This is a genomic window from Pseudomonas sp. FW215-R2 (genome assembly GCF_058789255.1).
On the sequence record NZ_JBYTBO010000005.1, the window covers coordinates 21,594 to 45,199 of the forward strand.

The following is a 23,606-nucleotide window of genomic DNA, read 5'->3' on the forward strand; positions in this document are numbered from 1 at the left end:
AACTTTGATAAAAACTGTGTCGCTGTACAACCCGGTCGAGGATTTGGCAGAAATTGCACTTCTCCTGCCCCCGCTTCCGTGGCTAAGCTCAGGCCTTCGAGCGCAGATTCTTCAATTCCCGCAGAGGTCTCATCTATGCCGCAGCAATGGCCAGCCACCGACATCGCCCGCATGATCCTCGATGGCTTTGACGATTACCGCGAGCATTTCCGGCGGATCACCGACGGCGCCCGGGAACGCTTCGAGCAGGCGCGCTGGCAGGAGACGCAAACCGCGTCGGCGGCGCGGATCAACCTCTACGAAGACAAGGTCAACGAAACCATCGCGCGCCTGCGCGAGTATTTCGAGCCGGACACGCTGATGGAGGTCAGTTGCTGGCCGTTGGTGAAAAGCGCCTACATCAGCATCATCGACCTGCGCTTCGACGATGAACTCTCCGAGACCTGGTACAACTCGATTTTCTGCGGCCTGTTCAGCCACGACCTGATCAGCGACGGCTGCATGTTCATCCACACCACCCGGCCGAGCCTGCGTCGCGCACGGGCTGCGCAGACCCGCACCTACAAGCCGCAAGGGCAGTTGTCGGGCATGCTCGCGAGCATCTTTGCCGATTATCGTTTCAGCGAGGCATATGCCGACTTGCCCCGCGACTTGCAGCGTCTGGAAGCGCAACTGCGCGAGAACCTGCCGGACTGGGTGTGCAAGGACCCGGAACTGAGCGTCGAGTTGTTTTCCTCGGTGCTGTACCGCAACAAGGGTGCCTATCTGGTCGGACGCATCTACACCAACGACGATCAGTGGCCGCTGGTGATTCCGCTGCTGCACCGCGAGGGGCGGGGGATACAGATCGACGCGCTGATCACTGACGAAGCCGATGTGTCGATCATCTTCTCGTTCACCCGTTCGTATTTCATGGTGGATGTGCCGGTGCCGGCGGAGTTCATCGGCTTCCTCAAGCGCATCCTGCCGGGTAAGCACATCGCCGAGCTGTACACCTCGATTGGTTTCTACAAGCACGGTAAATCCGAGTTCTACCGCGCCCTGATCAACCACCTGGCCAACACCGATGACCAATTCATCATGGCGCCGGGCGTGCGCGGTATGGTCATGAGCGTGTTCACGTTGCCGGGCTTCAACACCGTGTTCAAGATCATCAAGGACCGTTTTTCGCCGTCGAAAAACGTCGACCGCGCCACGGTGATCGAGAAGTACCGACTGGTAAAAAGCGTCGACCGCGTCGGGCGCATGGCTGATACCCAGGAGTTCGCCGACTTCCGTTTTCCGCTGAGCAAGTTCGATCCGGCCTGTCTGGCGGAATTGCTGGAAGTCGCGCCGTCCACGGTGTCGCTGGAAGGTGAAACCGTGCTGATCCGCCACTGCTGGACCGAACGCCGGATGACCCCGCTGAACCTCTATCTGGACAACGCCAACGAAGCCCAGGTACGCGAAGCGCTGGAGGATTACGGTCTGGCGATCAAGCAACTGGCGGCGGCCAACATCTTCCCCGGCGACATGCTGCTGAAAAACTTTGGCGTCACCCGCCATGGCCGGGTGGTGTTCTACGACTACGACGAAATCTGCTTCCTCACCGAAGCCAACTTCCGCCATATCCCGGCACCCCGTACGCCAGAGGACGAAATGGCCTCCGAACCCTGGTATTCGATCGGTCCGTTGGATGTGTTCCCCGAAGAGTTTCCACCGTTCCTGTTTGCCGATGCAGCGCAGCGCAAACTGTTCGATCAGTTGCATGGCGAGTTGTACAACGCCGATTACTGGAAGGGCTTGCAGGAGGCGATCCGGGCCGGAAAGGTTATCGACGTCTTTCCGTATCGGCGCAAGGGGCTGGATAACGAATAAAGCAGGCGCAAGCAGCAAGCTACAAGCGTCAAGTCAAAGGCCGCTTTCAACTTGCGGCTTGTAGCTTGGCGCTTGTAGCTGCTTTTCTGCGACAATCGCGTCCTTGCGCCACTAGACGACCGAATTGCGTACCCGATGACCGACGAATCGCCCTCCATCGACAAACTGCTGAAAAACCTCGATCACGCCATGCTCGCCGACCGCCACCGGCTGCGGCGGCAGTTGCTTGAGCTGCGCAAGAAACCTGACGAGGCCAAACTGGCCCAGTGGGTGGCGCGCATGCAGGCGTCCTGCGATCAGGTGCTGGCGCGCAAGGCCAGCCTGCCGGTGATCCGTTACGACGACAGCCTGCCGATTGCGGCCAAGCGTGACGAAATCAAGAAGGCCCTGGAAAAGCACCAGGTGCTGATCATCGCCGGCGAAACCGGCTCGGGCAAAACCACCCAGTTACCGAAAATCTGTCTGGAAATCGGTCGCGGCCAACATGGCCTGATCGGCCACACCCAGCCGCGTCGAATTGCGGCGCGCAGCGTGGCCAGCCGGGTCGCCGAAGAACTCGGTACGCCGCTGGGCGCGCTGGTCGGCTATCAGGTGCGCTTCGAAGACCAGAGCGATTCCAACACCCTGATCAAACTGATGACCGACGGCATCCTGCTGGCGGAAACCCAGAACGACCGCTACCTCGAACGCTACGACACAATCATCGTCGACGAAGCCCACGAACGCAGCCTCAACATCGATTTCCTGCTCGGTTACCTGAAAACCCTGCTGCCGCGTCGTCCGGACCTGAAGGTCATCATCACTTCGGCGACCATCGATCTGGAGCGTTTCTCCAAGCATTTCGATGATGCACCGATTGTCGAAGTGTCCGGCCGCACCTTCCCGGTGGACACCTGGTATCGCCCGCTGACGCTGGAGCAGGACGAAGAGGGCAACCGCGTCGAGGACGACCTGACCGTGGATCAGGCGATCCTCGCCACCCTCGACGAAATCGCCGCCTATGAGCGCAGCGAGCGCCGCAGTCCTGGCGACGTGCTGGTGTTCCTGCCCGGCGAGCGCGAGATTCGCGACGCCGCCGACATGCTGCGTAAAGCTCAGCTCAAACACACCGAAATCCTGCCGCTGTACGCGCGCCTGTCGCCGGCCGAACAGCAGCGGATCTTCCAGTCTCACCCGGGCCGTCGCGTGGTGCTGGCGACCAACGTCGCCGAAACGTCGTTGACCGTGCCGGGTATCCGTTACGTGATCGACAGCGGCACCGCGCGCATCAGTCGCTACAGCTACCGCGCCAAGGTCCAGCGGCTGCCGATCGAAGCGATTTCCCAGGCCAGCGCCAATCAGCGTAAAGGTCGTTGCGGTCGGGTCGAGCCGGGCATTTGCGTGCGCTTGTACAGCGAGGAGGATTTCCTCGGTCGGCCGGAATTTACCGATCCGGAAATCCTGCGCACCAACCTTGCGGCGGTGATCCTGCAGATGCTGCATCTGCGCCTCGGCGAGATCACGGATTTCCCGTTCATCGAGCCGCCGGACGGCAAGGCGATCAGCGACGGTTTCAACCTGCTGCAAGAGCTGTCGGCGGTGGATCGCAACAGTCAGCTGACCCCGCTCGGCCGCCAGTTGGCGCGCCTGCCCGTGGACCCGCGCATGGGCCGCATGCTGCTCGAAGCGGCAAAACTCGGCAGTCTGCAGGAAGTGCTGATCGTCGCCAGTGCCATGTCGATTCAGGACCCGCGTGAGCGTCCGCCGGAGCGTCAGCAAGCGGCCGATCAGGCTCATGCCCAGTGGAAGGACATCGATTCGGACTTCGCCGGTCTGGTCAATCTGTGGCGCGGTTTCGAAGAGCAGCGCCAGGCGCTGACTGCCAGCCCGCTGCGCAACTGGTGCCGCAAGAATTTCCTCAACTACCTGCGCTTGCGCGAGTGGCGCGATTCCCATCGTCAGTTGAGCCTGATCTGCCGCGACTTGCAGCTGAGCCTCAATAAAGAGCCGGCGGACTATCCGAAGCTGCACAAAGCGGTACTGGTCGGTCTGCTCAGCCAGATCGGTCAGAAAACCGAGGACGGCGACTATCTTGGCGCCCGTCAGCGGCGGTTCTGGATTCACCCGTCGTCGGGCATCGGCAAGAAGCGCCCGCAGTGGGTGATGACCGCCGAACTGGTGGAAACCACCAAGCTCTATGCGCGGATGGTGGCCAAGATCGACGCCGACTGGATCGAACCGCTGGCCGGGCACCTGATCAAGAAGAACCACTTCGAACCGCACTGGGAGAAAAAGCGCGGCCAGGTCGTCGCGTTCGAACAGATCACCCTGTTCGGCCTGATCGTGGTTGGTCGTCGGCCGGTGCATTACGGCCCGGTCGATCCGGTGGTCTCGCGGGAGCTGTTCATCCGCGAAGGCCTGGTGCGTGGCGAGATTCAGTCCCGGGCCAAATGCCTGACGGCCAACAAGCAACTGCTGGAACAGCTCGACGAACTGGAAGCCAAGGCTCGCCGCCGGGACATTCTGGCCGACGAGGAAACCCTGTTCGCGTTCTACGATGCGCGACTGCCGGCGGAGATCCACCAGACCGCGACGTTCGACAGCTGGTATCGCGTCAACAGCCAGAAAGACCCGCAACTGCTGATCATGCGCGAGGAAGACGTACTGGCCCGCGAAGCCAGCGAAGTCACCGCCCAGCATTACCCGGACACACTGCACATCGGCGACCTGGAACTGGCGCTGAATTATCACTTCGAACCGAATCACCCGCGTGACGGCGTGACCCTGCGCGTACCGGCACCGCTGTTGCCGATGCTGCCGCCGGAACGCCTGGAATGGCTGGTGCCGGGGCTGATCGAGGCCAAGTGCATTGCGCTGGTGCGTAACCTGCCCAAGGCCTTGCGCAAGAACTTCGTGCCGGTGCCGGACTTCATCAAGGCTGCGCTGCAACGCATGACCTTTGCCGAAGGTTCGTTGCCGCAAGCGCTGGGCCGTGAATTGCTGCGCATGACCGGTGCGCGGGTCAGCGACGAAGCCTGGGCGGAAGCTGAGCAACAGGTCGAAAGCCATCTGCGGATGAACCTGGAAATCGTCGACGGCCAGGGCAAGTTCCTTGGCGAAGGGCGGGATCTGGCGGAGCTGACCGCACGTTTCGCCGAAGCCAGCCAAGCTGCGTTGGCTGTGCCACAGAGCGCGAAAAGCCAGCAACCGGTGGAAGCCAAGGTCTTCGCAGCGGTGGCGGAAAAGACTCAGCAGAAGATTGCCGGGTTGTCGATGACGGTCTATCCGGCGCTGGTGGAGGAGGGCGGTACGGTCAAGGAAGGGCGCTTCTCGACCCCGGCCGAAGCCGAGTTCCAGCATCGCCGCGCCTTGCAGCGACTGTTGATGCAGCAACTGGCTGAACCGGCCAAGTTCCTGCGCGGCAAGTTACCGGGCCTGACCGAACTGGGCCTGTTGTACCGCGAACTGGGCCGGGTCGATGCGCTGGTGGAAGACATTCTGCTGGCCAGTCTCGACAGCTGCATTCTTGATGGCGAAGATCCGTTGCCTCGTGACGGCGCAGGTCTGGCCGCGTTGGCCGAGCGCAAGCGTGGCAGCTGGACCGAGCACGCCGAACGGGTGGCGCGTCTGACCCTGGAAATCCTCAAGCTCTGGCACGGTCTGCAAAAACGCTTCAAGGGCAAGATCGACCTGGCTCAGGCGGTGGCGCTTAACGACATCAAGCTGCAGCTCAGCCATCTGGTGTATCCGGGCTTCGTCCGCGAAACGCCGATGCTGTGGCTCAAGGAGTTGCCGCGTTATCTGAAGGCCGTCGAGCAACGTTTCGAAAAACTGGGCGCGCAGGTGCAGAAGGATCGGGTCTGGAGCGGCGAACTCGCCGGGCTCTGGACGCAATACCAGACGCGCGCGGCCAAACACGCGCAGGAAAGCAAACGCGATCCGCAGCTCGAGCTGTATCGCTGGTGGCTGGAAGAGTATCGGGTTTCGCTGTTCGCCCAGCAGTTGGGGACGAAAGTGCCGATCTCCGACAAGCGCCTGAACAAACAGTGGACACAGGTCGAACCCTAGCGAGTGCCTGATCGCTCCCACGCTCTGCGTGGTAGCGCTTCCCCGGACGCCCTGCGTCCGCTTTTGGGACGCGGAGCGTCCCTGGCTGCATTCCCACGCGGAGCGTGGGAACGATCACCAAAAGGCGCCAAATGCCAAGGTTTATGGCAAACTTCGCGCCTATAAACGCCGGCCCCGCGGTTTTGAGCCTTGTCAGCCGCGGGAGAGGTCGGAATAAAGCGATGCCAGGTTTTTGCGTCCCCTCTATGGGAATAGACCCTTTGCGTGTTGGCACGTCGGTGCCAGCACTTTCTGCCTGAACAGATTAGAGAAACGACCATGCATAACGTCGTCATCAGCGGCACCGGCCTGTACACCCCGGCCAACAGCATCTCCAACGAAGAGCTGGTGCAGTCTTTCAATACCTACGTCGCGCAGTTCAACGCCGACAACGCTGACGCCATCGCCAGCGGTGAAATCCAGGCCCTGACCGAATCCAGTGCCGCGTTCATCGAAAAAGCCTCAGGCATCAAGAGCCGTTTCGTCATGGACAAGGACGGCATTCTCGACCCTGCGCGCATGGCGCCACGCCTGCCGGAGCGTTCCAACGACGAGTGGTCGGTGCTTTGCCAGATGGCCATCGGTGCCGCCGAACAAGCCCTGCAGCGTGCCGGCAAGACTGCCGCCGACATCGACGGCGTGATCGTCGCCTGCTCCAACCTGCAACGCGCCTACCCGGCCATCGCCATCGAAGTCCAGGAAGCGCTGGGCATCCAGGGTTTCGGTTTCGACATGAACGTCGCCTGCTCGTCGGCGACTTTCGGCATCCAGCAAGCCGCCAACACCGTGCAACTGGGCCAGGCCCGGGCGATCCTGATGGTCAACCCGGAAGTCTGCACCGGTCACCTGAACTTCCGCGACCGCGACAGCCACTTCATTTTCGGTGACGCCGCCACCGCCGTCGTCATCGAGCGTGCCGATACGGCGACGTCGAAACACCAGTTCGACGTGGTCAGCACCAAACTGCTGACCAAGTTCTCGAACAACATCCGTAACAACTTCGGCTTCCTCAACCGCGCGGCGGAAGAGGGCATCGGTGCCCGCGACAAACTGTTCGTGCAGGAAGGTCGCAAGGTGTTCAAGGACGTCTGCCCGATGGTGGCCGAGCTGATCGGCGAGCATCTGGAAGAGAACAAGCTCAACGTTGGCGACGTGAAGCGTTTCTGGCTGCACCAGGCCAACCTGAGCATGAACCACCTGATCGTGCGCAAGTTGCTGGGCCGCGAAGCCACCGAAGAAGAAGCGCCGGTGATTCTCGACACCTACGCCAACACCAGCTCCGCCGGTTCCGTGATCGCTTTCCACAAGTACCAGGACGATCTGGCGGCCGGTTCGCTGGCGGTACTGAGCTCGTTCGGTGCCGGTTATTCGATTGGTAGCGTGATTCTGCGCAAACGCTGAGTCCGTGTTAAAAGATCGCAGCCTGCGCGCTTCTTCGGGAGCCGTCGCAGGCTGCGATTTTTTTTGCCCGTGAGGTATCGATGGCTGCAACGGATGACACTCAATTGCTCGAACGCCTGCTGGCCGGCGAGCAAAAGGCTTTCAAGGAACTGGTCACGACATACCAGAGCGCCATGCGCGCGGTGGCTTATGCGATTGTCGGTCAGCGTCATGTCGAGGAAGTGGTGCAGGACGCGTGGCTGTCGGTGGTGCGTCATATCGGCAGTTTCGAGGGCCGCTCCAGTCTCAAGACCTGGCTGCTGACCATCACCGCCAACTCCGCCAAGGGTCGCTACAAGCAGAATCGCCGGGAAGTGCTGATGGATGATCTGCCGTCGCCCCACGGCACCATCGACGACGACCGTTTTTCTCCCGGCGACGGTCACTGGCTGGTCGCACCGTTCGCCTGGCATCAGGACACGCCCGAGGCGCTGCTCACCGAGAATGAACTGCGCGAATGCCTGGAGCACACGCTGCTCAGCCTGTCAGAACTGCAAAGCAGTGTGCTGTTGCTGCGCGAGCGTCAGGGCCTGGAGCTGGAAGAGATCTGTAATCTTCTGGAGATCTCGCTCTCCAATGTCCGTGTGCTGCTGCATCGGGCACGCTTGAAGGTCTTCGCGACCGTGGAACATTTTGAGGAGACCGGCGAATGTTGACCTGCAAGGAGCAAGTGGCACGATCCAGCGATTATCTCGATGGCCAGTTGAGCTTTCGCGAGAAGCTGATGGTGCGTCATCACCTGATGTTCTGCCCCAATTGCCGGCGTTTCATTCGCCAGATGCGGCTGATGCAGGCGACGTTGCGCAAGATGCCGGAGAAACCGGAAGGGGATCTGGACGCGTTGGCCGAGCGCTTGGCCGAGCAGCGACGAAAAGACAATTCCTGAGGCAAAAAACAGCCCGGCACAACGGCGGCGAACGGATGATGGGGATCGCTGCTGCTGCGCCGGGCTGTAGGAGAAAAGCAGCTTCAAGCGACAAGTGAGGCATTCACTCGCGGCTTGAAGCCTGGCATTGCTGTTTTAGAACTTGGCTTCGGCATCCAGTTGCAGGGTGTTGATGTCGGAGTCAGTCTTCTTGAGGCTGGCGTTGGTGTAGTCCGAGTTAGCCATGAAATACGTGGCGCCCAGGGTGAAGTTCTTGTCCAGCTCGTAGCTCACTTTCAGCTTGCTGCCGCGCGAACCGGTGTAGCCGTTGGCGAAGTCGGAGTCGGTGAAGGCACCCACCACAGCGTTACGCTGTACATCGCGGTAGTTGTAGTCGATCCCGAAGCCGTAAACCTTGGTCTTGACGCCGGCCAGCCAGCCAGTGTCCTGGTCGTTGCTGGCGTCGTTGTTGTTGACGTACTGACCGTAGATCGACAGCGGTACTGGCAGGTTGGCGACGTCCAGCTGACCAAAGCCTTCATACAGTTTGAAGGTTTCGTTCGGGCTGTTGCCGTTGACGGCCAGGGCGCATGGCGCGGTCACGGTGCCGGTGGTCGGGCAGGCACTGTCCTTGTCGTTGTCGTAGGAATAGATACTGCCGCCCAGGGTCAGTTTCAGGCTGTCGGTCAGTGCGAAACGACCGCCCAACTGGCCGGCGTACAGGCGCAGGTCGTGCTTGAACTGCACGCCTTCGCCATCGACGTTGTCCTTGAGGGTGTAGTGACCGGCGCTACCGAACAGCTCGGCGCTGCCGTTCAGCGGGTACTTGTAGGTGACGGCCAGGCCTTCCGGGTTGATGTCGCTGTCCCAGATGATGTCGCCCATGCTCACCCAAGGCTGGTTCATTTTACCGGCGATCAGGTGCAGGTTCTTGATGGCGTCAGGGTGGTAGTCGACGTAACCCTGGTCGAGCCAGATCTGCTTCTTGTCGAAGTAGTTGTTCAGGTCCTGGTTGGTGGAGCGGGCGTCGTCGCTGCTGCCGGTGGCGATACGGATACCGGTGTCCACCTGCGGGTTGATTTCGGTGTAGGCACCCAGACGGGCACGAATGCGCTGACGGTCCTGGTCCTTGGCGTTCGGTACGCCATCGTTCTTGACGGTTTCCTGACGGAAACGCACGTCACCCTTGAACTGGGTCTTGGCAGCCCAGGCCAGTTTCTGGTCGAAGGTGCTCAGTTCGTTGGTTTTCTTCGCGGTCGCCGCGATCTGCTCGTTGGTCTCTTGCTGCGCCTGCTGCGCGATTTGCTGGGCCTTCTGATCCTGGGCCAGTTCAGTTTGCAGTTCTACGTACTGCGCCTGGGTAATGGAACCGTTGGCCTTGAGCATTTCGAGCAGTTTGGCGTCGACTGCGGCACTGGCCGGAACACTCATGGCCAGCAACAGGCCACCGCACAGGGCTGCCGCAGTTTTCGTGGAAGCAAGACGCATAGCAATCTCCGAAGATGAGAGGGATGGCTGAACCATCCTGGGCACAACCGACGATTTGAACGTCGGAAAACTGTGTCCGGGTAGAACCCGGCGCTCTAAAAACAGGCGCCAGTATCGCGATGGTTTATGACAGAGCAGTGGCACGGTGATGGCAGATTGATGACGATACAAAACTTCCGTGAACTATTGATTTAGAGCGCTGTCGCGCAATTGGTCGTGTGCAAGATCAAGGCGATGGGCGATACTCGCGAGGCTTTCAGGCCCGGATGTGGAGAGGAAAATGCCGTTGCAGCGCCTGCAAAAACTGTCGGAAATCGAACCGGCGCTCTGGGATGCACTGGTGCCGGACAACCAGCCGTTTCTGCGCCATGCCTTCCTCGGCGCGCTGGAAGACAGCGGCAGTGTCGGCCCGCACACCGGCTGGCAGCCGGAGCATTTGCTGCATGTCGAAGACGGTCGCTTGATCGCGGCGCTGCCCGGTTATCGCAAGTGGCATTCCTACGGCGAATACGTGTTCGATCACGGCTGGGCCGACGCCTGCGCCCGCGCCGGCATTGATTACTACCCCAAGTTCCTGAGCGCCGTGCCCTTCAGCCCGGTCAGTGGTCCACGGTTGCTGGCGGCGAACGTCGAGGATGGATTCGAACTGCTCAAGAGCCTGCCGGGCTATCTGCAAATCGAAGAACTCTCCAGCGCCCACATCAATTTCACTGACCCCTTCACCGACGCTGCCATGGCCGAACAACCGGGCTGGCTGCAACGCATCGGCTGTCAATATCACTGGCAGAATCGTGGCTATCGCGACTTCCAGGACTTTCTCGACGTGCTCAGTTCGCGCAAGCGCAAACAGATGCGCAAGGAGCGCGATCAAGTGGCGGGGCAGGGCTTCGAATTCGAGTGGCTGGAAGGACGAGAACTGGACGAGGCGCAGTGGGATTTTGTTTACGCCTGCTACGCCAACACCTATGCGGTGCGTCGTCAGGCGCCGTATCTGACACGGGAGTTTTTCAGTCTGCTGGCCGAGCGCATGCCGGAATCGATTCGTGTCGTGCTGGCCAAACAGGGTTCAAGGCCGGTGGCGATGGCGTTCAGTCTGGTGGGGGGCGACAGCTTTTACGGTCGTTACTGGGGTTGCCTGGCCGAGTTCGACCGGCTGCATTTCGAAACCTGTTTCTATCAGGGCATGGACTACGCGATTGCCCAGGGTTTCCAGCGCTTCGACGCCGGCGCCCAGGGCGAACACAAACTGATTCGCGGCTTTGAACCGGTGATCACCCATTCCTGGCACTACCTGCGTCATCCCGGCCTGAAAGCCGCCGTGAAGGATTTCCTTCAGCAGGAACGCGCCGGTGTTCTGGCTTACGCGGAAGAGGCGAGGAGCGCCTTGCCGTATCGGCAAGCCTGATCCTCGCCGCTGCCCTCAACTGTCTTCCTTGCCCAACCAGCGATAGACCACGCCGCCAACCACCGCGCCCAGCAACGGCGCGACCCAGAACATCCACAACTGCGCGATCGCCCAGCCACCGACCATCAGCGCCGGGCCCGTGCTGCGGGCCGGGTTGACCGAGGTGTTGGTCACCGGAATCGAGATCAGGTGGATCAGCGTCAGGCCCAGGCCGATGGCAATCGGTGCCAGTCCGGCCGGCGCGCGCTTGTCGGTGGCGCCGAGGATGATCACCACGAACATGGCGGTCATCACCAGTTCGGTGACGAACCCGGCGGCCATCGAGTATTTGCCCGGCGAGTGCTCGCCATAGCCGTTGGAGGCAAGGCCGGCGGCGATGTCGAAACCCTCCTTGCCGCTGGCGATGTGGTAGAGCAATGCCGCTGCCAGAATCCCGCCGATCACCTGGGCGATGATGTAGGCAGGCAGCTCTTTGGCCGGAAACCGACCGCCGACGACCAGACCGACCGACACGGCCGGGTTGAGGTGACATCCGCTGATGTGGCCGATGGCAAACGCCATGGTCAGCACCGTCAGACCAAACGCCAGGGCGACCCCCAGCACGCCGATTCCCATAGGTGAAGACGCGGCGATCACCGCACTGCCACACCCGCCCAATACCAACCAGAACGTACCCAACAACTCAGTGACTGAACGTTTGAACAGAGACATGAGAGTGTCCTTGATAGACGTGCTATCGAGACTGCATCGAGTTGTGCTTCCTTGCAGAATTACGACAGGTTCATCTCCAGAACCTTCGCTGATTACAGCAGGGATTCAAGGGATTTCCAGCAGGCGATAAAAAACCGCCAGAGCCCGTGGCAGAGGGGCTGTGGCGGTTTTTGTGTTTCGCGCAGGGTCAGTCGATGCCGACAAACCCTCCGGTCTGGTGCGCCCACAACCGCGCATACAACCCGCCATGGGCCAGCAGTTCGGCATGGTTGCCGCTTTCGGCGATCTTGCCGTTTTCCAGCACCACCAGCCGATCCATTCGGGCAATGGTCGAGAGGCGGTGGGCGATGGCGATCACGGTCTTGCCCTGCATCAGGGTTTCCAGGCTTTCCTGGATCGCCGCTTCGACTTCCGAGTCCAGCGCCGAGGTCGCTTCGTCCATGATCAGGATCGGCGCGTCCTTGAGCAGCACTCGCGCAATCGCGATCCGCTGGCGCTGGCCGCCGGACAGTTTCACCCCGCGCTCGCCGACATGGGCATCGAAACCGGTGCGACCTTCGGCATCCGACAGCAGCGGGATGAACTCATCGGCACGGGCCTTGCGCACCGCCTCCCAGAGTTCGGCGTCGGTGGCGTCAGGCTTGCCGTACAGCAAGTTGTCGCGGATCGAACGGTGCAGCAGCGAAGTGTCCTGGGTGATCATGCCGATCCGTGCGCGCAGGCTTTCCTGGCCGACTTCGGCGATGTTCTGGCCGTCGATCAGGATCCGCCCACCCTCGACGTCGTACAGGCGCAGCAGCAGGTTGACCAGGGTCGATTTGCCGGCACCGGACGGGCCGATCAGACCGATCTTTTCCCCCGGTTTGATGGTCAGGTTGAGGTCGCCGATGATGCCTTTCTTCTTGCCGTAGTGAAAATCCACGTGCTCGAAACGCACTTCGCCACGGGCCACGGCCAGCGGTTTGGCCTGTTCGTGATCGGTGACGCTGACCGGTTGCGAAATGGTCTGCAGACCGTCCTGGACCATGCCGATGTTTTCGAAGATCCCGGTGACCACCCACATGATCCAGCCGGACATGTTGACGATACGGATCACCAGACCGGTCGCCAGGGCGATGGCACCGACGGTGATCAGCGACTGCGACCACAGCCACAGCGCCAGCGCGGTGGTGCCGACGATCAGCAGGCCGTTCATGGTGGTGATCGCCACGTCCATGCTGGTGACCACACGACCGGCCATCTGGGCCTTTTCGGTCTGCTCCTGCATGGCTTCGCGGGCGTAGTGCTGTTCGAAGTTGGTGTGGGCGAACAGCTTCAGGGTGGCGATGTTGGTGTAGCCGTCGACGATCCGGCCCATCAGCTTCGAACGCGCATCCGAAGCCGCGACCGAGCGATCCTTGACCCGTGGCACGAAGTAATAGAGTGCGCCGATGTAAGCGGCGATCCACGTCAGCAGCGGGATCATCAGGCGCCAGTCGGCCTCGGCGAACAGCACCAGCGAACTGACCGCGTAGATCAGCACGTGCCACAGCGCATCCACCGCCTGCACGGCGGAGTCGCGCAGCGAGTTGCCGGTCTGCATGATGCGCTGGGCGATGCGCCCGGCGAAGTCGTTCTGGAAGAAGTTCAGACTCTGCTTGAGCACGTAGCTGTGGTTCTGCCAGCGAATCATGCTGGTCATGCCCGGGCTCAGCGTCTGGTGCACCAGCAAGTCGTGCAGGCCGAAGAAGATCGGGCGCAGCACCAGTGCAACCACCACCATCCAGGTCAGTTCGAAAGCGTGGTCGTGGAAGAAATTCGGATTCGGCGTGCCCTGGGCCAGGTCGATGATGCGGCTCAGGTAACTGAACAGTGCCACTTCGATCAGTGCGGCGAACAGGCCGACCACCAGCAGGGCGGCGAAACTTGGCCAGACCTGCTTAAGGTAATAGGTATAGAAGGGAAGAACACGGTTCGGCGGAGCCGCCGTCGGGGCGTCACGGAATATGTCGATCAGTTGTTCGAAACGGCGATAGAACATCAGATAACCGCCCGGAGTACGGGCTCTCCTTTTATCAGTGTGAGCGGCGTGACATCAGGTCAGCGCCGCTCGATACGCCCTGTAAAGCTTAGTCGATGCGCTTGGCCGACTTGATGATCACAGGGTCGACAGGCACGTTTTGCATGCCCTGTTTGGTGGTGGTCTGGGAGTTGACGATGATGTCGACCACGTCCATGCCCTTGACCACTTTGGCGAACACGGCGTAACCGGCGTCGCGGCCCGGATCGAGGAACGCGTTGTCGGCAACGTTGATGAAGAACTGGCTGGTGGCCGAGTTTGGATCGGAAGTACGGGCCATCGACAGGGTGCCGCGAACGTTGTGCAGACCGTTGCTGGCTTCGTTCTTGATCGGTGCCTTGGTGTCTTTTTGTGCCATCTGCTGGGTGAAACCGCCGCCCTGAGCCATGAAGCCCGGGATCACGCGGTGGAAAATGGTGTTGGTGTAGAAGCCGCTGTCGACGTACTCAAGGAAGTTCTTGGTACTGATCGGCGCCTTGACCGGGTCCAGCTCGATTTCGATGGTGCCGTTGGTGGTCACCAGTTCGACGTGTGGCGCCTTGGCCGGCGTGGCAGCCATCAGGTTGGCGGCGAACAGCACGGTGCCGGCGGCGAGGGCGATTTTTTTCAGCATGGTTCAGTGATCCTGAGGGTGAATATCGGCTGTGGCGAGAAACTCCAGCAGCGTTTGATTGAAACGTTCGGGTTGATCGAGCGGGGTGGCGTGGCGTGAATCGGCGATCACCACCAGCCGCGCATCGGGCAGCAGTCTGACATAGGTTTCTTTCAGCGAAACGGGGGTGTAGTCCCGGTCGGCGCTGACGACGAGCGTTGGACAGGAGATCCTCGAAAGTCGTTCCTGAACCCCCCAGCCAACAATCGCATCGAAGCTGGCGAGATAAGCACGTTTGTCGTTTTTTGCCCAGCGCTCGGCCATCTTCTGTCGCAAATCTGCCTGCTCCGGCTTGGGGAACAGCTTGGCGCCAAGGGCTTTGCCGATGGTGGCCAGGCTCAGCAGGCGCATCAGGCTCCAGCGCTTGAACCACTGCCAGTAATCGTCGCGGCTGCGCACCTTGACCTCGGGCGCGCTGTTGACGATGGTCAGGCTCTTGAGCATCTGCGGCTGATCAACGGCGAACTGGAAGCCGATCATGCCGCCCATGGACAGCCCGGCGTAGTGCACCGGGCCGAGCTTCAGGTGTTCGATCAGGGCGACGATGTCGGCGCTGAACCCGGCGATGCTGTAGCGTTCGCGGGGCTTGTCGGAACGGCCATGGCCGCGCACGTCCGGGACGATCACCCGGTATTGCGCGGCCAGTGCCGGGATCTGCATTTCCCAGTCCAGCGTGCTGGAACCGAGCCCGTGAACCAGCAGCAACGGATCGCCGTGGCCATATTCCTCGTAGTGCAGGTTGCAACCTTCATGCTCGAAATACGCCATCGGTGAACTCCGTGTCAGGCTTGTTCGGGGGCGGCGAACGGTGCGTCCAGCGGCAAGGTGTCGAAGGTGCGCAACAGTTCGACGAGGATCTGCGAGGCCGGGCCCAGCGGTTTGTCCTTGTTCGAATACAGATAGAAACTCGGATTGCGGCTGCCGCCCTGATCCAACGGTAGCAGCTTGAGCAGGCCTTCCTTCAATTCACGTTCGATCATGTGCCGTGGCAGCCAGGCAAAGCCCAGGCCGCTGGAAACGAAATTGGCGGCGGTGGCGAGGCTGCCGACGGTCCAGCGCTGTTCGGCACCGAGCCAGCCGACGTCCCGGGGTTGCTGGCGGCCGGAGTCGCGGATCACCACTTGCATCTGGGTTTCCAGGTCCTGGAAATTCAGCTCGCGGTTCAGCCGATGCAGCGCGTGTTCGGGGTGGGCGACGGCGACGAATTCCACGTCGCTCAACTCCGCGCCGAGGTAACCGGGAATGCTCAGACCGGTGATGGCCAGATCGGCTACACCTTCAAGCAACACTTCCTCGACACCCGACAGTACTTCTTCACGCAGACGCACGCGGCAGCCACGGCTCTGCGGCATGAACGCGGTCAGTGCGCGAACGAGGCGGGCGCTCGGGTAGGCGGCATCGACCACCAGCCGCACTTCGGCCTCCCAGCCTTGCTCCATATGATGGGCGAGGTCCTCCAGTTGGCTGGCCTGCTTCACCAGTTGTCGCGAACGCCGCAGCAACACGCCGCCGGCTTCGGTCAGCACTGCCTTGCGGCCGTCGATGCGCAGCAATGGCACACCGAGCTGGTCCTGCATGCGGGCGACGGTGTAGCTCACCGACGATTGCGAACGGTGCAGGGCCTCGGCGGCCTGGGCGAATCCGCCGTGGTCGACCACCGCCTGCAACGTTCGCCATTGATCAAGGGTCACGCGGGGCGCTTTCATCAATAGCTCCTCTTGTCCTAAGCTGGCTGTCCCTCATGGAGACTGCCGAATGAAAAAATTCTGTTGTGTGGTGCTGGCGCTGCTGCCGCTGACCGCGTTTGCGTATCCGATCGATGTGCAGAAGAATCTCAATGGCCTGAAGATCGACTACGAGTCCTTCGATACCGATAAAGACATCGGCTCCATCCGGGTCGCCAACTACGGCGAGGTCGACGCGGTCTGCAAAGTCGTATTCAGCAACGGCCCGGAGGCGCCGCGCACTCGCAATATCGAAGTGCCGGCCGGCAAACATACCAACGCCACCGCCAAGTTCTCCCGCGAGATCATCAAGCTGCGCGTCGAACTGAGCTGCAACCCGAAATAACACCCGCCTCTTTGTGGGAGCCCGTGTGCTCCCACAAGGTATGCGTCAGCTTATAAACGAATTTATCGATGCTTTATAGCAGTTATTTGCGCTTTTTCATCGATACGACTCTGTTTAACCTTCACTCCATCGACTTACAACATTCTCGGATGGAGGCTACACACCATGTCCCGCGTTCTGATCATCGAAAGCAGCGCCCGCCAGCAAGACTCGGTATCCCGTCAACTGACCCAGACCTTCATCAGTCAGTGGAAAGCGGCACACCCGGCCGATCAGATCACCGTACGTGACCTCGCCGTGAACCCGGTGCCACACCTGGACATCAACCTGCTGGGCGGCTGGATGAAATCCGCCGAACAGCGCAACGACAGCGAGCAATCCTCGCTGGATCGCTCCAACGCATTGACCGATGAACTGCTGGCCGCCGACGTGCTGGTGATGGCCGCGCCGATGTACAACTTCGCGATTCCAAGCACCCTGAAAGCCTGGCTCGACCACGTGCTGCGTGCCGGTGTGACCTTCAAGTACACCGAAACCGGCCCGCAAGGCCTGCTCAGCGGCAAGCGTGCCTACGTGCTGACCGCTCGCGGCGGCATCTACGCCGGCGGCCCGGCGGATCACCAGGAACCGTACCTGCGTCAGGTGATGGGTTTCATCGGCATCCACGACGTGACCTTCATCCACGCCGAAGGCATGAACCTGGGCGGCGACTTCCAGGAGAAAGGCCTCAACCAGGCCAACGCGAAACTGTCCCAGGTCGCTTGATATGTTAATCGCCAGATAATCGCCGATTGTTCTAGTGACCTGGCGCAACCCCTTCAAGGCTCTACGCGCATCGAACCTCCCTTTGCACTTGTTGCTCCTGAGTGCTGTAGCCCGATTGAACGCTTTAGCGAGATCGGGCTTTTTTTTGCCCGGGATTTAGCGATGGCCGGGAAAAACCGCTATCGTCGCCGCCATTCGAAATCGAGGCGACCATGGGCTATCTACTTATTGTCACGCTGATCCAGGCGTTTTCCTTCAGTCTGATCGGCGAATACCTGGCCGGGCATGTCGACAGCTACTTCGCGGTGCTGGTGCGCGTGGTGCTGGCCGGGCTGGTGTTCATCCCGCTGACCCGCTGGCGTTCGGTGGAGCCGGCGTTCATGCGCGGCATGTTGCTGATCGGCGCGTTGCAGTTCGGCGTGACCTACGTTTGTTTGTACCTGAGCTTCCGGGTACTGACGGTGCCGGAAGTGCTGCTGTTCACCATCCTCACGCCGCTGCACGTGACCCTGATCGAAGACGCGCTCAATCGCCGCTTCAATCCATGGGCGCTGATCGCGGCGCTGGTGGCCGTGTGCGGTGCGGCGGTGATTCGCTATGACCGGATCAACCCGGACTTCTTCATGGGCTTCCTGCTGCTGCAACTGGCCAACTTCACCTACGCCGCTGGGCAGGTGTTGTACAAACATCTGGTGGCGAAGCACCCGAGCGATCTGCCGCACTACCGGCGCTTCGGCTTCTTCTACCTCGGCGCACTCGCGGTGGCGTTGCCGGCGTTCCTGCTGTTCGGCAAATCCAACTTCCTGCCCGAAGCGCCGTTGCAATGGGGCGTGCTGGTGTTCCTGGGCCTGGTCTCGACCGCACTCGGCCTGTACTGGTGGAACAAGGGCGCATGCCTGGTCAACGGCGGCACCCTGGCGGTGATGAACAACCTGCACGTGCCGGTGGGATTGCTGCTGAACCTGCTGATCTGGAATCAGCACGAAGAGCTCGGGCGGTTGTTCCTCGGTGGCGGCGTGATTCTGGCGGCGGTGTGGATCAGTCGGTTGGGGATTCGCAAGCCGGCGCCAATTGCCCCACCAGAAACTCGATAAACGCGCGGGTCTTCTGCGGCACCCGCCGGGCTGACGAATACACCGCGTTGATGGTGATCGCCGGGGCTTGCCATTCGCACAGCACCGGCACCAGCCGCCCGGCGGCCAGCGCTTCTTCGACGATGAAGTCCGGCAGCAGCGCAATGCCCATGCCGGCCTCGGCCGCTTGCGCCAGCAGGTCGCCGTTGTTGGCGTGCAGCGGCCCGGTGACGTTGACGCGCTGGGTTTCCTTGCCATTGCACAGTTGCAGGCTGACGCCGCTCTGCAGATAGCCGTAGTTCAAGCATTGATGCGAGCGCAGATCCTGCGGGGTCTGCGGCGTGCCCGCGCGTTCGAGGTAAGCAGGGGAGGCGACCATGATTCGCGGCGCTGGCGCCAGTTGTCGGGCGATCATGGTCGAGTCGGGCAGGCTGGCAATGCGGATGGTCACGTCGAACCCGCCGCGCACCGGATCGACCTGCTGATCGCTGAGCACCAGTTGCAGCTCGATGTTCGGGTGCTGCTCGTGGAACAGCGGGATCAGCTTGCCCAAGCGCCGCAGGCCGAACGACATCGGCGCGTTCACCCGCAATACACCACGCAATTCGCCAACCCCGTCCCGGGCTCGCTGCTCGGCCTCGTCCAGTGCCGCAATCACTTCCCGCGCCGCTTCGAAATATTCGGCGCCAGCCTCGGTCAGGTGCAGGCTGCGGGTGGTGCGTTGCAGCAGTTGTACGCCGATGGCTTCTTCCAGCGCCTGAATCTGTTTGCTGACTTTCGACCGGGGCACGTCCATGGCCCGGGCGGCAGCCGCGAAGCCGTTTTCGCCGACCGTCACCACGAAGGCGCGCATGCATTCGATACGATCCATGATTGTCCCTGTTTTAGAATCAATGATTCTCGATTTTAGGGAATTGTCCCTTTATCGGCTAGCCCCTAAAGTGACATCCAAGCCGAGACAACAACGCCGAAGACGGCAAGCGACTCGACTCACTCATTACTCAATCGAAACTCTGAATCGACATCAAAAGGAACGCGCCATGTCTATCCGTGAACTGCTCAACCCAACCAACTCCGCCCTGATCCTGATCGACCACCAGCCGCAAATGGCTTTCGGCGTACAGTCGATCGACCGTCAGACCCTGAAGAACAACACCGTCGGCCTGGCCAAGGCAGCGAAGATCTTCAACGTGCCGACCATCTACACCTCGGTCGAAACCGAAAGCTTCAGCGGCTACATCTGGCCGGAACTGCTGGCGGTGCATCCGGAGCAGAAGCCGATCGAGCGCACCTCGATGAACTCCTGGGAAGACAAGGCGCTGGTTGACGCGGTGAAGGCCACCGGCCGCAAGAAGCTGATCATCGCCGCGCTGTGGACCGAGGTCTGCCTGACCTTCCCGGCCCTGGAAGCCCTGGCCGAAGGCTACGAGGTGTACATCGTCACCGACGCGTCCGGCGGCACTACCAAAGAAGCCCACGACATGTCGGTACAGCGAATGATTCAGGCGGGCGCAGTGCCGGTGACCTGGCAGCAAGTGCTGCTCGAGTACCAGCGTGACTGGGCGCACAAAGACACTTATCAGGCAGTGATGGACCTGGTGCTGGAACACAGCGGCGCATACGGCATGGGCGTCGACTACGCCTACACCATGGTGCACAAGGCACCGCAGCGGCAGGCCAAGTAAGTCGGCAGGACAAAAAAAGACGCAACCGGGGTTGCGTCTTTTTTGTTGTCCGCGAGAAAGGTCTACATTCGTTGTTTTTCGGCCTCGGGAATGTGGCTTGCACCCAGGACTGCCGGCAACAACCCGGAGCGCAGATCCCCGCCGCTCGGCTGCTGATACAGACTCAGGCCAAACTCAGGCAGCACCGCCAGCAGGTAATCGAAAATATCCCCCTGGATCCGCTCGTAATCGGCCCACACCGTGGTGGTGGTAAAGCAGTAGATTTCCAGTGGAATGCCCTGGGCCGTGGTCTGCATCTGGCGGACCATGCAGGTCATGTTCGGCTGAATCTCCGGGTGGCTCTTCAGATAGGCCAGCGCATAGGCGCGGAACGTACCGATGTTGGTCATGCGCCGACGGTTGGCCGACATCGCCGCGACGTTGCCCTGCGCTTCGTTCCAGGCCTTGAGCTCGGCTTTCTTGCGGCCCATGTAGGCGGTCAGCAGGTGTACCTGGGAGAGTTTTTCTTCTTCATCGTCGCGGATGAAACGCACGCCGCTGGCATCGATAAACAGACTGCGCTTGATCCGCCGCCCGCCGGACTGCTGCATGCCGCGCCAGTTTCTGAACGACTCGGACATCAGGCGCCAGGTCGGGATCGAGACGATGGTCTTGTCGAAGTTCTGTATGTGTGAGCTCGGAGCATAAATGGACATGGCAAAGCTTTACAGATCAGTAGGTTAAGTTTTTCTGTCCAATGTCCATTTTTCCCGATATCGATGGACACCCCGCTCATCCGTCCAATCCCGCAAGCACTGATGCCCCTCTCAACCGAGCACCTGTAATCACCAATCACAGGTACTCCACTAAGCCATCGTACGCCCTAAGCTCTCGCTGCAGGAGAGTCCCCACGACCATCACATCTCCGCGATCGCCCACCGCATCACGTCTTTTTCAAACCTGCTCGGGCGAAGCGTCTCGTCCTGCGGTGCCAGGTTTCTTCAGCTTATGGCGAAGTTGGTTGAGGTGTTGAGACGGCAAGAGTCTGCCTTTGATCTGGGGGTAGATTTGAGTCGGAATTTCTGGATAAGGCGCTTCAGAAAACCTCAAGGTGCGCGCAGTGATGTATTTGATTCTATCAAGATGTTCTACAACGCTAAGGGTCGCCATGGTGTTAACAATCGGTTGTCAATGGTAAAGTTTGAAAAGCGTTTCACAGTAATCTTGCAAGGTGCCTGAAGAGTCCGGGGCGATTCAGATCACAGATCTACAGATCTACAGATCTACAGATCTACAGATCTACAGATCTACAGATTGGCGGGTGCTCAGAATACTCTTGAATCAGTGCCTTTAATTGCGCAAATTCTAGAAAAAGGAATTCAGCTGAATGATTAATTTTATCAAATTTCAAGATTGGGGTGAGATTTGGAGAACTATACCGTTCGTGGCGGTAGAGGGATTAATAGGTCAGCACGGATTTAGAAGTACCATCGTTACTGGGCAGAACGGATCCTATAAAAGCACGATGTTGAGAGAGCTGGTCGCGGGGGTGATCGCTCCTAAGTCTACGTCGGCCACAGTAAACGTAAGTGATGGCTTGAGCATGAAGCATGTCATTTGCGCCTCAGGTTCCGTTGCAGACAGGTTCCCTTCTAAGGAAAAATCTGGTGGTGGTAGCACCGAGTTCGCTACAGAACAGTACGCATACATTGGGCAAAGGGTAGGAGCGAATCTACTCAGCAAAAAAAGACCCTTTGAGACGGTGCTGATATTTGCTTTGGATGGAAATAAGTCCGCGCGCTATGAGTGGCCGTTTTACAAAAAAGCTCATGAATTTGCTAATATTATTCCCGAACTAGAAGTGTCAGTTCAAGTGCGCAAAGAAAAAGCTCGTCGATCCGTGAATTTGCTTTCAAGGGTGGAGCAGGGTTTTGCAGTGGAGTCGCTGAGGGGGTCATTGAATATCGATGATTTTAGGGCGTCGCAGCATATCTCAGAAAGTGTGGCTTTTAGTGTTTTGAATGAATTTGATGAGCATGTATTTAAAGACTTCTCCGAATTTATGCGCTCGTCCAAATCCACATTTGTTTTAAATATGGGTAGTGGTGGCATACGCTGTAAAACTGCGTCTAATGATGTGGTTCGCCTAGGCTTTATGCTTGATATTTTTTCGCTTCGCGATGTAAAGGTTCAAAGGGTAGGTGTCCAACAGCCTTTCTCCATATTTGAGTTGAGCTCTGGTGAGTATCATATGTACACGAATCTCATGGGGCTTGGTTTTGGTGTGGAGGAAGGTTCGCTGATGCTTTTGGATGAGCCCGATAATAGCCTTCACCCACAGTGGCAGCGAGATTTCATGGCCGCAGTCCATGGGATCTGCCAAGTAGGGATGAAGTCTGGACATTTGATTGTATGCACCCATTCTCCGCTTATTGTCGGTGCCGCGCTGGAAGGTAGCACGATTGTGGATTTGTCAAATGATGAGCCCATCGTCAGTGTGGCTTCATTTGGCGCTTCATCTGATGACATTCTACTGGAGCAGTTCGGGATAACTTCTAGCCGAAATCGGATCGTAGTGGATGTGGTTCAGCGCGCAGTGTCTATTATAGAAAAAGATGGGTTTGAACATCCCGATCTGCTCGCATTGACCGATGAGTTGATGTCTATTAAGTCGGCTCTGAAATCCGAAGACCCCCTCGTTGAAGTGATCGAGGCGATTCTTGGAGCGTCGGGAGATGATTAACGTTGGTTTTGAGCGGATTCATCCGATCCCAGTTCTGCCTGATGGCATTGTGGCCGCAGACCTGCTAGGTCTTGATTGGGACAGCGGTGTAAAAGCAGTTACGGCATTCAAGGGTGCCTTGAAGCCATTGTTGCGCAAGGCGCAAAAGGCAAAATGTAGTCTCTGTCGGCGGATGCTTTACGATGATTATGCCGTCCACTTGGAGCATTTCATCGAAAAAAATATACATGGTGATTACACGTTCGAAGTAAGAAATTTATCTTTGTCTTGTGGGACGTGCAATTCAAAAAAACAAGGGTACAACCGAACTTTAAATAGTTTGATTAAAAGGCGTGCAGGTCGTAAAAAACTGGAAGCTGAGAAGCACTGTCCTGCGCTCGCCGTGAAGATTCCTGCCAATGCACCATTACCCACTACGCCTGAAAGCTATCGTTGGGTTCATCCTTACTTTGATCAGTACTCAGATAACATTGAAATCCAGAAAGGTTGGATATTTATCGGTAAGTCCAGGAAGGGGATCAGGACTATTCGTTCAGTGAAGCTTAATGCCTTGGCTCAGATTGAGCGCAGAGCCCTGATGGAGCGGTTTGAGGCACGGCCTGGTCGGTTATCGATGCTGCTGGGCGCAACTGCCGAACTGAACAATCACCGAGCAGGGCACATTTTTCAACTGGTAGCCAAGAAACTGTGGCAACGCCGCGAGGCCTCCGGCATTTAGCAGGCCTGCA

The 23,606-nt window shown here is 59.5% G+C and carries 19 protein-coding genes and 1 pseudogene; 12 read left to right on the forward strand and 8 right to left on the reverse strand.

Going from position 1 to position 23,606, the window contains the following annotated elements:
• Window positions 1-135 precede the first annotated feature (135 nt).
• From aceK to AC3WRD_RS08555, 5 genes are all read left to right on the forward strand, one after another.
• Entirely contained in the window at window positions 136-1,857 is a 1,722-nt protein-coding gene (aceK, locus tag AC3WRD_RS08535; RefSeq protein ID WP_102620238.1) for a bifunctional isocitrate dehydrogenase kinase/phosphatase, read from the forward strand.
• 135 nt (window positions 1,858-1,992) lie between these two features.
• Window positions 1,993-5,904 (forward strand): ATP-dependent RNA helicase HrpA, encoded by a 3,912-nt coding sequence (gene hrpA / locus AC3WRD_RS08540; RefSeq protein ID WP_102620239.1) that lies wholly within the window; start codon window positions 1,993-1,995, stop codon window positions 5,902-5,904.
• A gap of 318 nt (window positions 5,905-6,222) precedes the next feature.
• The gene (locus AC3WRD_RS08545; RefSeq protein ID WP_096819363.1) at window positions 6,223-7,344 is read left to right on the forward strand and encodes a beta-ketoacyl-ACP synthase III; all 1,122 of its coding nucleotides are present in this window, start codon (window positions 6,223-6,225) and stop codon (window positions 7,342-7,344) included.
• A gap of 80 nt (window positions 7,345-7,424) precedes the next feature.
• On the forward strand, window positions 7,425-8,039 hold the full coding sequence (locus AC3WRD_RS08550) for an RNA polymerase sigma factor (RefSeq protein ID WP_102620240.1): 615 nt from the start codon (window positions 7,425-7,427) through the stop codon (window positions 8,037-8,039).
• Window positions 8,033-8,269: an anti-sigma factor family protein gene (locus AC3WRD_RS08555; protein ID WP_096819361.1), complete on the forward strand. Its 237-nt coding sequence runs from the start codon at window positions 8,033-8,035 to the stop codon at window positions 8,267-8,269. Before AC3WRD_RS08550 ends, AC3WRD_RS08555 begins: the two co-directional genes overlap by 7 nt.
• A gap of 135 nt (window positions 8,270-8,404) precedes the next feature.
• Here AC3WRD_RS08555 and AC3WRD_RS08560 read toward each other — a convergent pair whose 3' ends face one another.
• Window positions 8,405-9,736, reverse strand: coding sequence for a putative porin (locus tag AC3WRD_RS08560; protein WP_096819360.1), 1,332 nt, complete (start codon window positions 9,734-9,736; stop codon window positions 8,405-8,407).
• Between the two features lie 280 nt (window positions 9,737-10,016).
• Between AC3WRD_RS08560 and AC3WRD_RS08565 the strand changes: the two genes are divergently transcribed.
• A complete protein-coding gene (locus AC3WRD_RS08565) occupies window positions 10,017-11,141 on the forward strand; it encodes a GNAT family N-acetyltransferase (RefSeq protein ID WP_102620241.1) in 1,125 nt (374 codons plus the stop codon).
• Window positions 11,142-11,156: 15 nt separating this feature from the next.
• Here AC3WRD_RS08565 and aqpZ read toward each other — a convergent pair whose 3' ends face one another.
• The 5 genes from aqpZ to AC3WRD_RS08590 all read right to left on the reverse strand — a co-directional run bounded on the left by aqpZ (window position 11,157) and on the right by AC3WRD_RS08590 (window position 16,269).
• The gene (aqpZ, locus tag AC3WRD_RS08570; RefSeq protein WP_096819358.1) at window positions 11,157-11,852 is read right to left on the reverse strand and encodes an aquaporin Z; all 696 of its coding nucleotides are present in this window, start codon (window positions 11,850-11,852) and stop codon (window positions 11,157-11,159) included.
• 187 nt (window positions 11,853-12,039) lie between these two features.
• Complete coding sequence (locus AC3WRD_RS08575) at window positions 12,040-13,872, reverse strand: ABC transporter ATP-binding protein (RefSeq protein WP_102620242.1); 1,833 nt, start codon at window positions 13,870-13,872, stop codon at window positions 12,040-12,042.
• Between the two features lie 88 nt (window positions 13,873-13,960).
• Entirely contained in the window at window positions 13,961-14,524 is a 564-nt protein-coding gene (locus tag AC3WRD_RS08580) for a peptidylprolyl isomerase (protein WP_096819356.1), read from the reverse strand.
• Window positions 14,525-14,527: 3 nt separating this feature from the next.
• Window positions 14,528-15,331: an alpha/beta fold hydrolase gene (locus AC3WRD_RS08585; RefSeq protein WP_096819355.1), complete on the reverse strand. Its 804-nt coding sequence runs from the start codon at window positions 15,329-15,331 to the stop codon at window positions 14,528-14,530.
• A gap of 14 nt (window positions 15,332-15,345) precedes the next feature.
• On the reverse strand, window positions 15,346-16,269 hold the full coding sequence (locus AC3WRD_RS08590) for a PA3225 family LysR-type transcriptional regulator (protein ID WP_007956543.1): 924 nt from the start codon (window positions 16,267-16,269) through the stop codon (window positions 15,346-15,348).
• A 49-nt stretch (window positions 16,270-16,318) separates the two neighbouring features.
• Between AC3WRD_RS08590 and AC3WRD_RS08595 the strand changes: the two genes are divergently transcribed.
• The 3 genes from AC3WRD_RS08595 to AC3WRD_RS08605 all read left to right on the forward strand — a co-directional run bounded on the left by AC3WRD_RS08595 (window position 16,319) and on the right by AC3WRD_RS08605 (window position 18,492).
• Window positions 16,319-16,633, forward strand: a complete 315-nt coding sequence (locus tag AC3WRD_RS08595) for a 3-phosphoglycerate kinase (protein ID WP_085710332.1) — start codon at window positions 16,319-16,321, stop codon at window positions 16,631-16,633.
• A gap of 165 nt (window positions 16,634-16,798) precedes the next feature.
• Window positions 16,799-17,398 (forward strand): FMN-dependent NADH-azoreductase, encoded by a 600-nt coding sequence (locus AC3WRD_RS08600; RefSeq protein WP_096819354.1) that lies wholly within the window; start codon window positions 16,799-16,801, stop codon window positions 17,396-17,398.
• 212 nt (window positions 17,399-17,610) lie between these two features.
• Window positions 17,611-18,492 carry a carboxylate/amino acid/amine transporter gene (locus AC3WRD_RS08605; protein WP_102620243.1) on the forward strand — a complete coding sequence of 294 codons (882 nt, stop codon included), beginning with the start codon at window positions 17,611-17,613 and terminating at the stop codon, window positions 18,490-18,492.
• Here the strand turns inward: AC3WRD_RS08605 and AC3WRD_RS08610 are convergent.
• Entirely contained in the window at window positions 18,437-19,342 is a 906-nt protein-coding gene (locus AC3WRD_RS08610; RefSeq protein ID WP_102620244.1) for a LysR family transcriptional regulator, read from the reverse strand. The genes AC3WRD_RS08605 and AC3WRD_RS08610 overlap by 56 nt on opposite strands.
• Window positions 19,343-19,511: 169 nt before the next feature.
• On the opposite strand from AC3WRD_RS08610, the gene AC3WRD_RS08615 reads away from it, so the two are divergent.
• Window positions 19,512-20,156, forward strand: a complete 645-nt coding sequence (locus tag AC3WRD_RS08615; RefSeq protein ID WP_085648570.1) for a hydrolase — start codon at window positions 19,512-19,514, stop codon at window positions 20,154-20,156.
• Window positions 20,157-20,218: 62 nt separating this feature from the next.
• On the opposite strand, the pseudogene AC3WRD_RS08620 reads toward AC3WRD_RS08615, so the two are convergent.
• A pseudogene (locus AC3WRD_RS08620) lies at window positions 20,219-20,824 on the reverse strand (mechanosensitive ion channel family protein); the annotation flags it as partial.
• A gap of 698 nt (window positions 20,825-21,522) precedes the next feature.
• Here AC3WRD_RS08620 and AC3WRD_RS08625 point away from each other — a divergent pair.
• Window positions 21,523-22,878 carry an AAA family ATPase gene (locus AC3WRD_RS08625; RefSeq protein WP_139272986.1) on the forward strand — a complete coding sequence of 452 codons (1,356 nt, stop codon included), beginning with the start codon at window positions 21,523-21,525 and terminating at the stop codon, window positions 22,876-22,878.
• Entirely contained in the window at window positions 22,871-23,596 is a 726-nt protein-coding gene (locus AC3WRD_RS08630; protein ID WP_102620246.1) for an HNH endonuclease family protein, read from the forward strand. The genes AC3WRD_RS08625 and AC3WRD_RS08630 overlap by 8 nt, the downstream gene beginning before the upstream one ends.
• Window positions 23,597-23,606 lie beyond the last annotated feature (10 nt).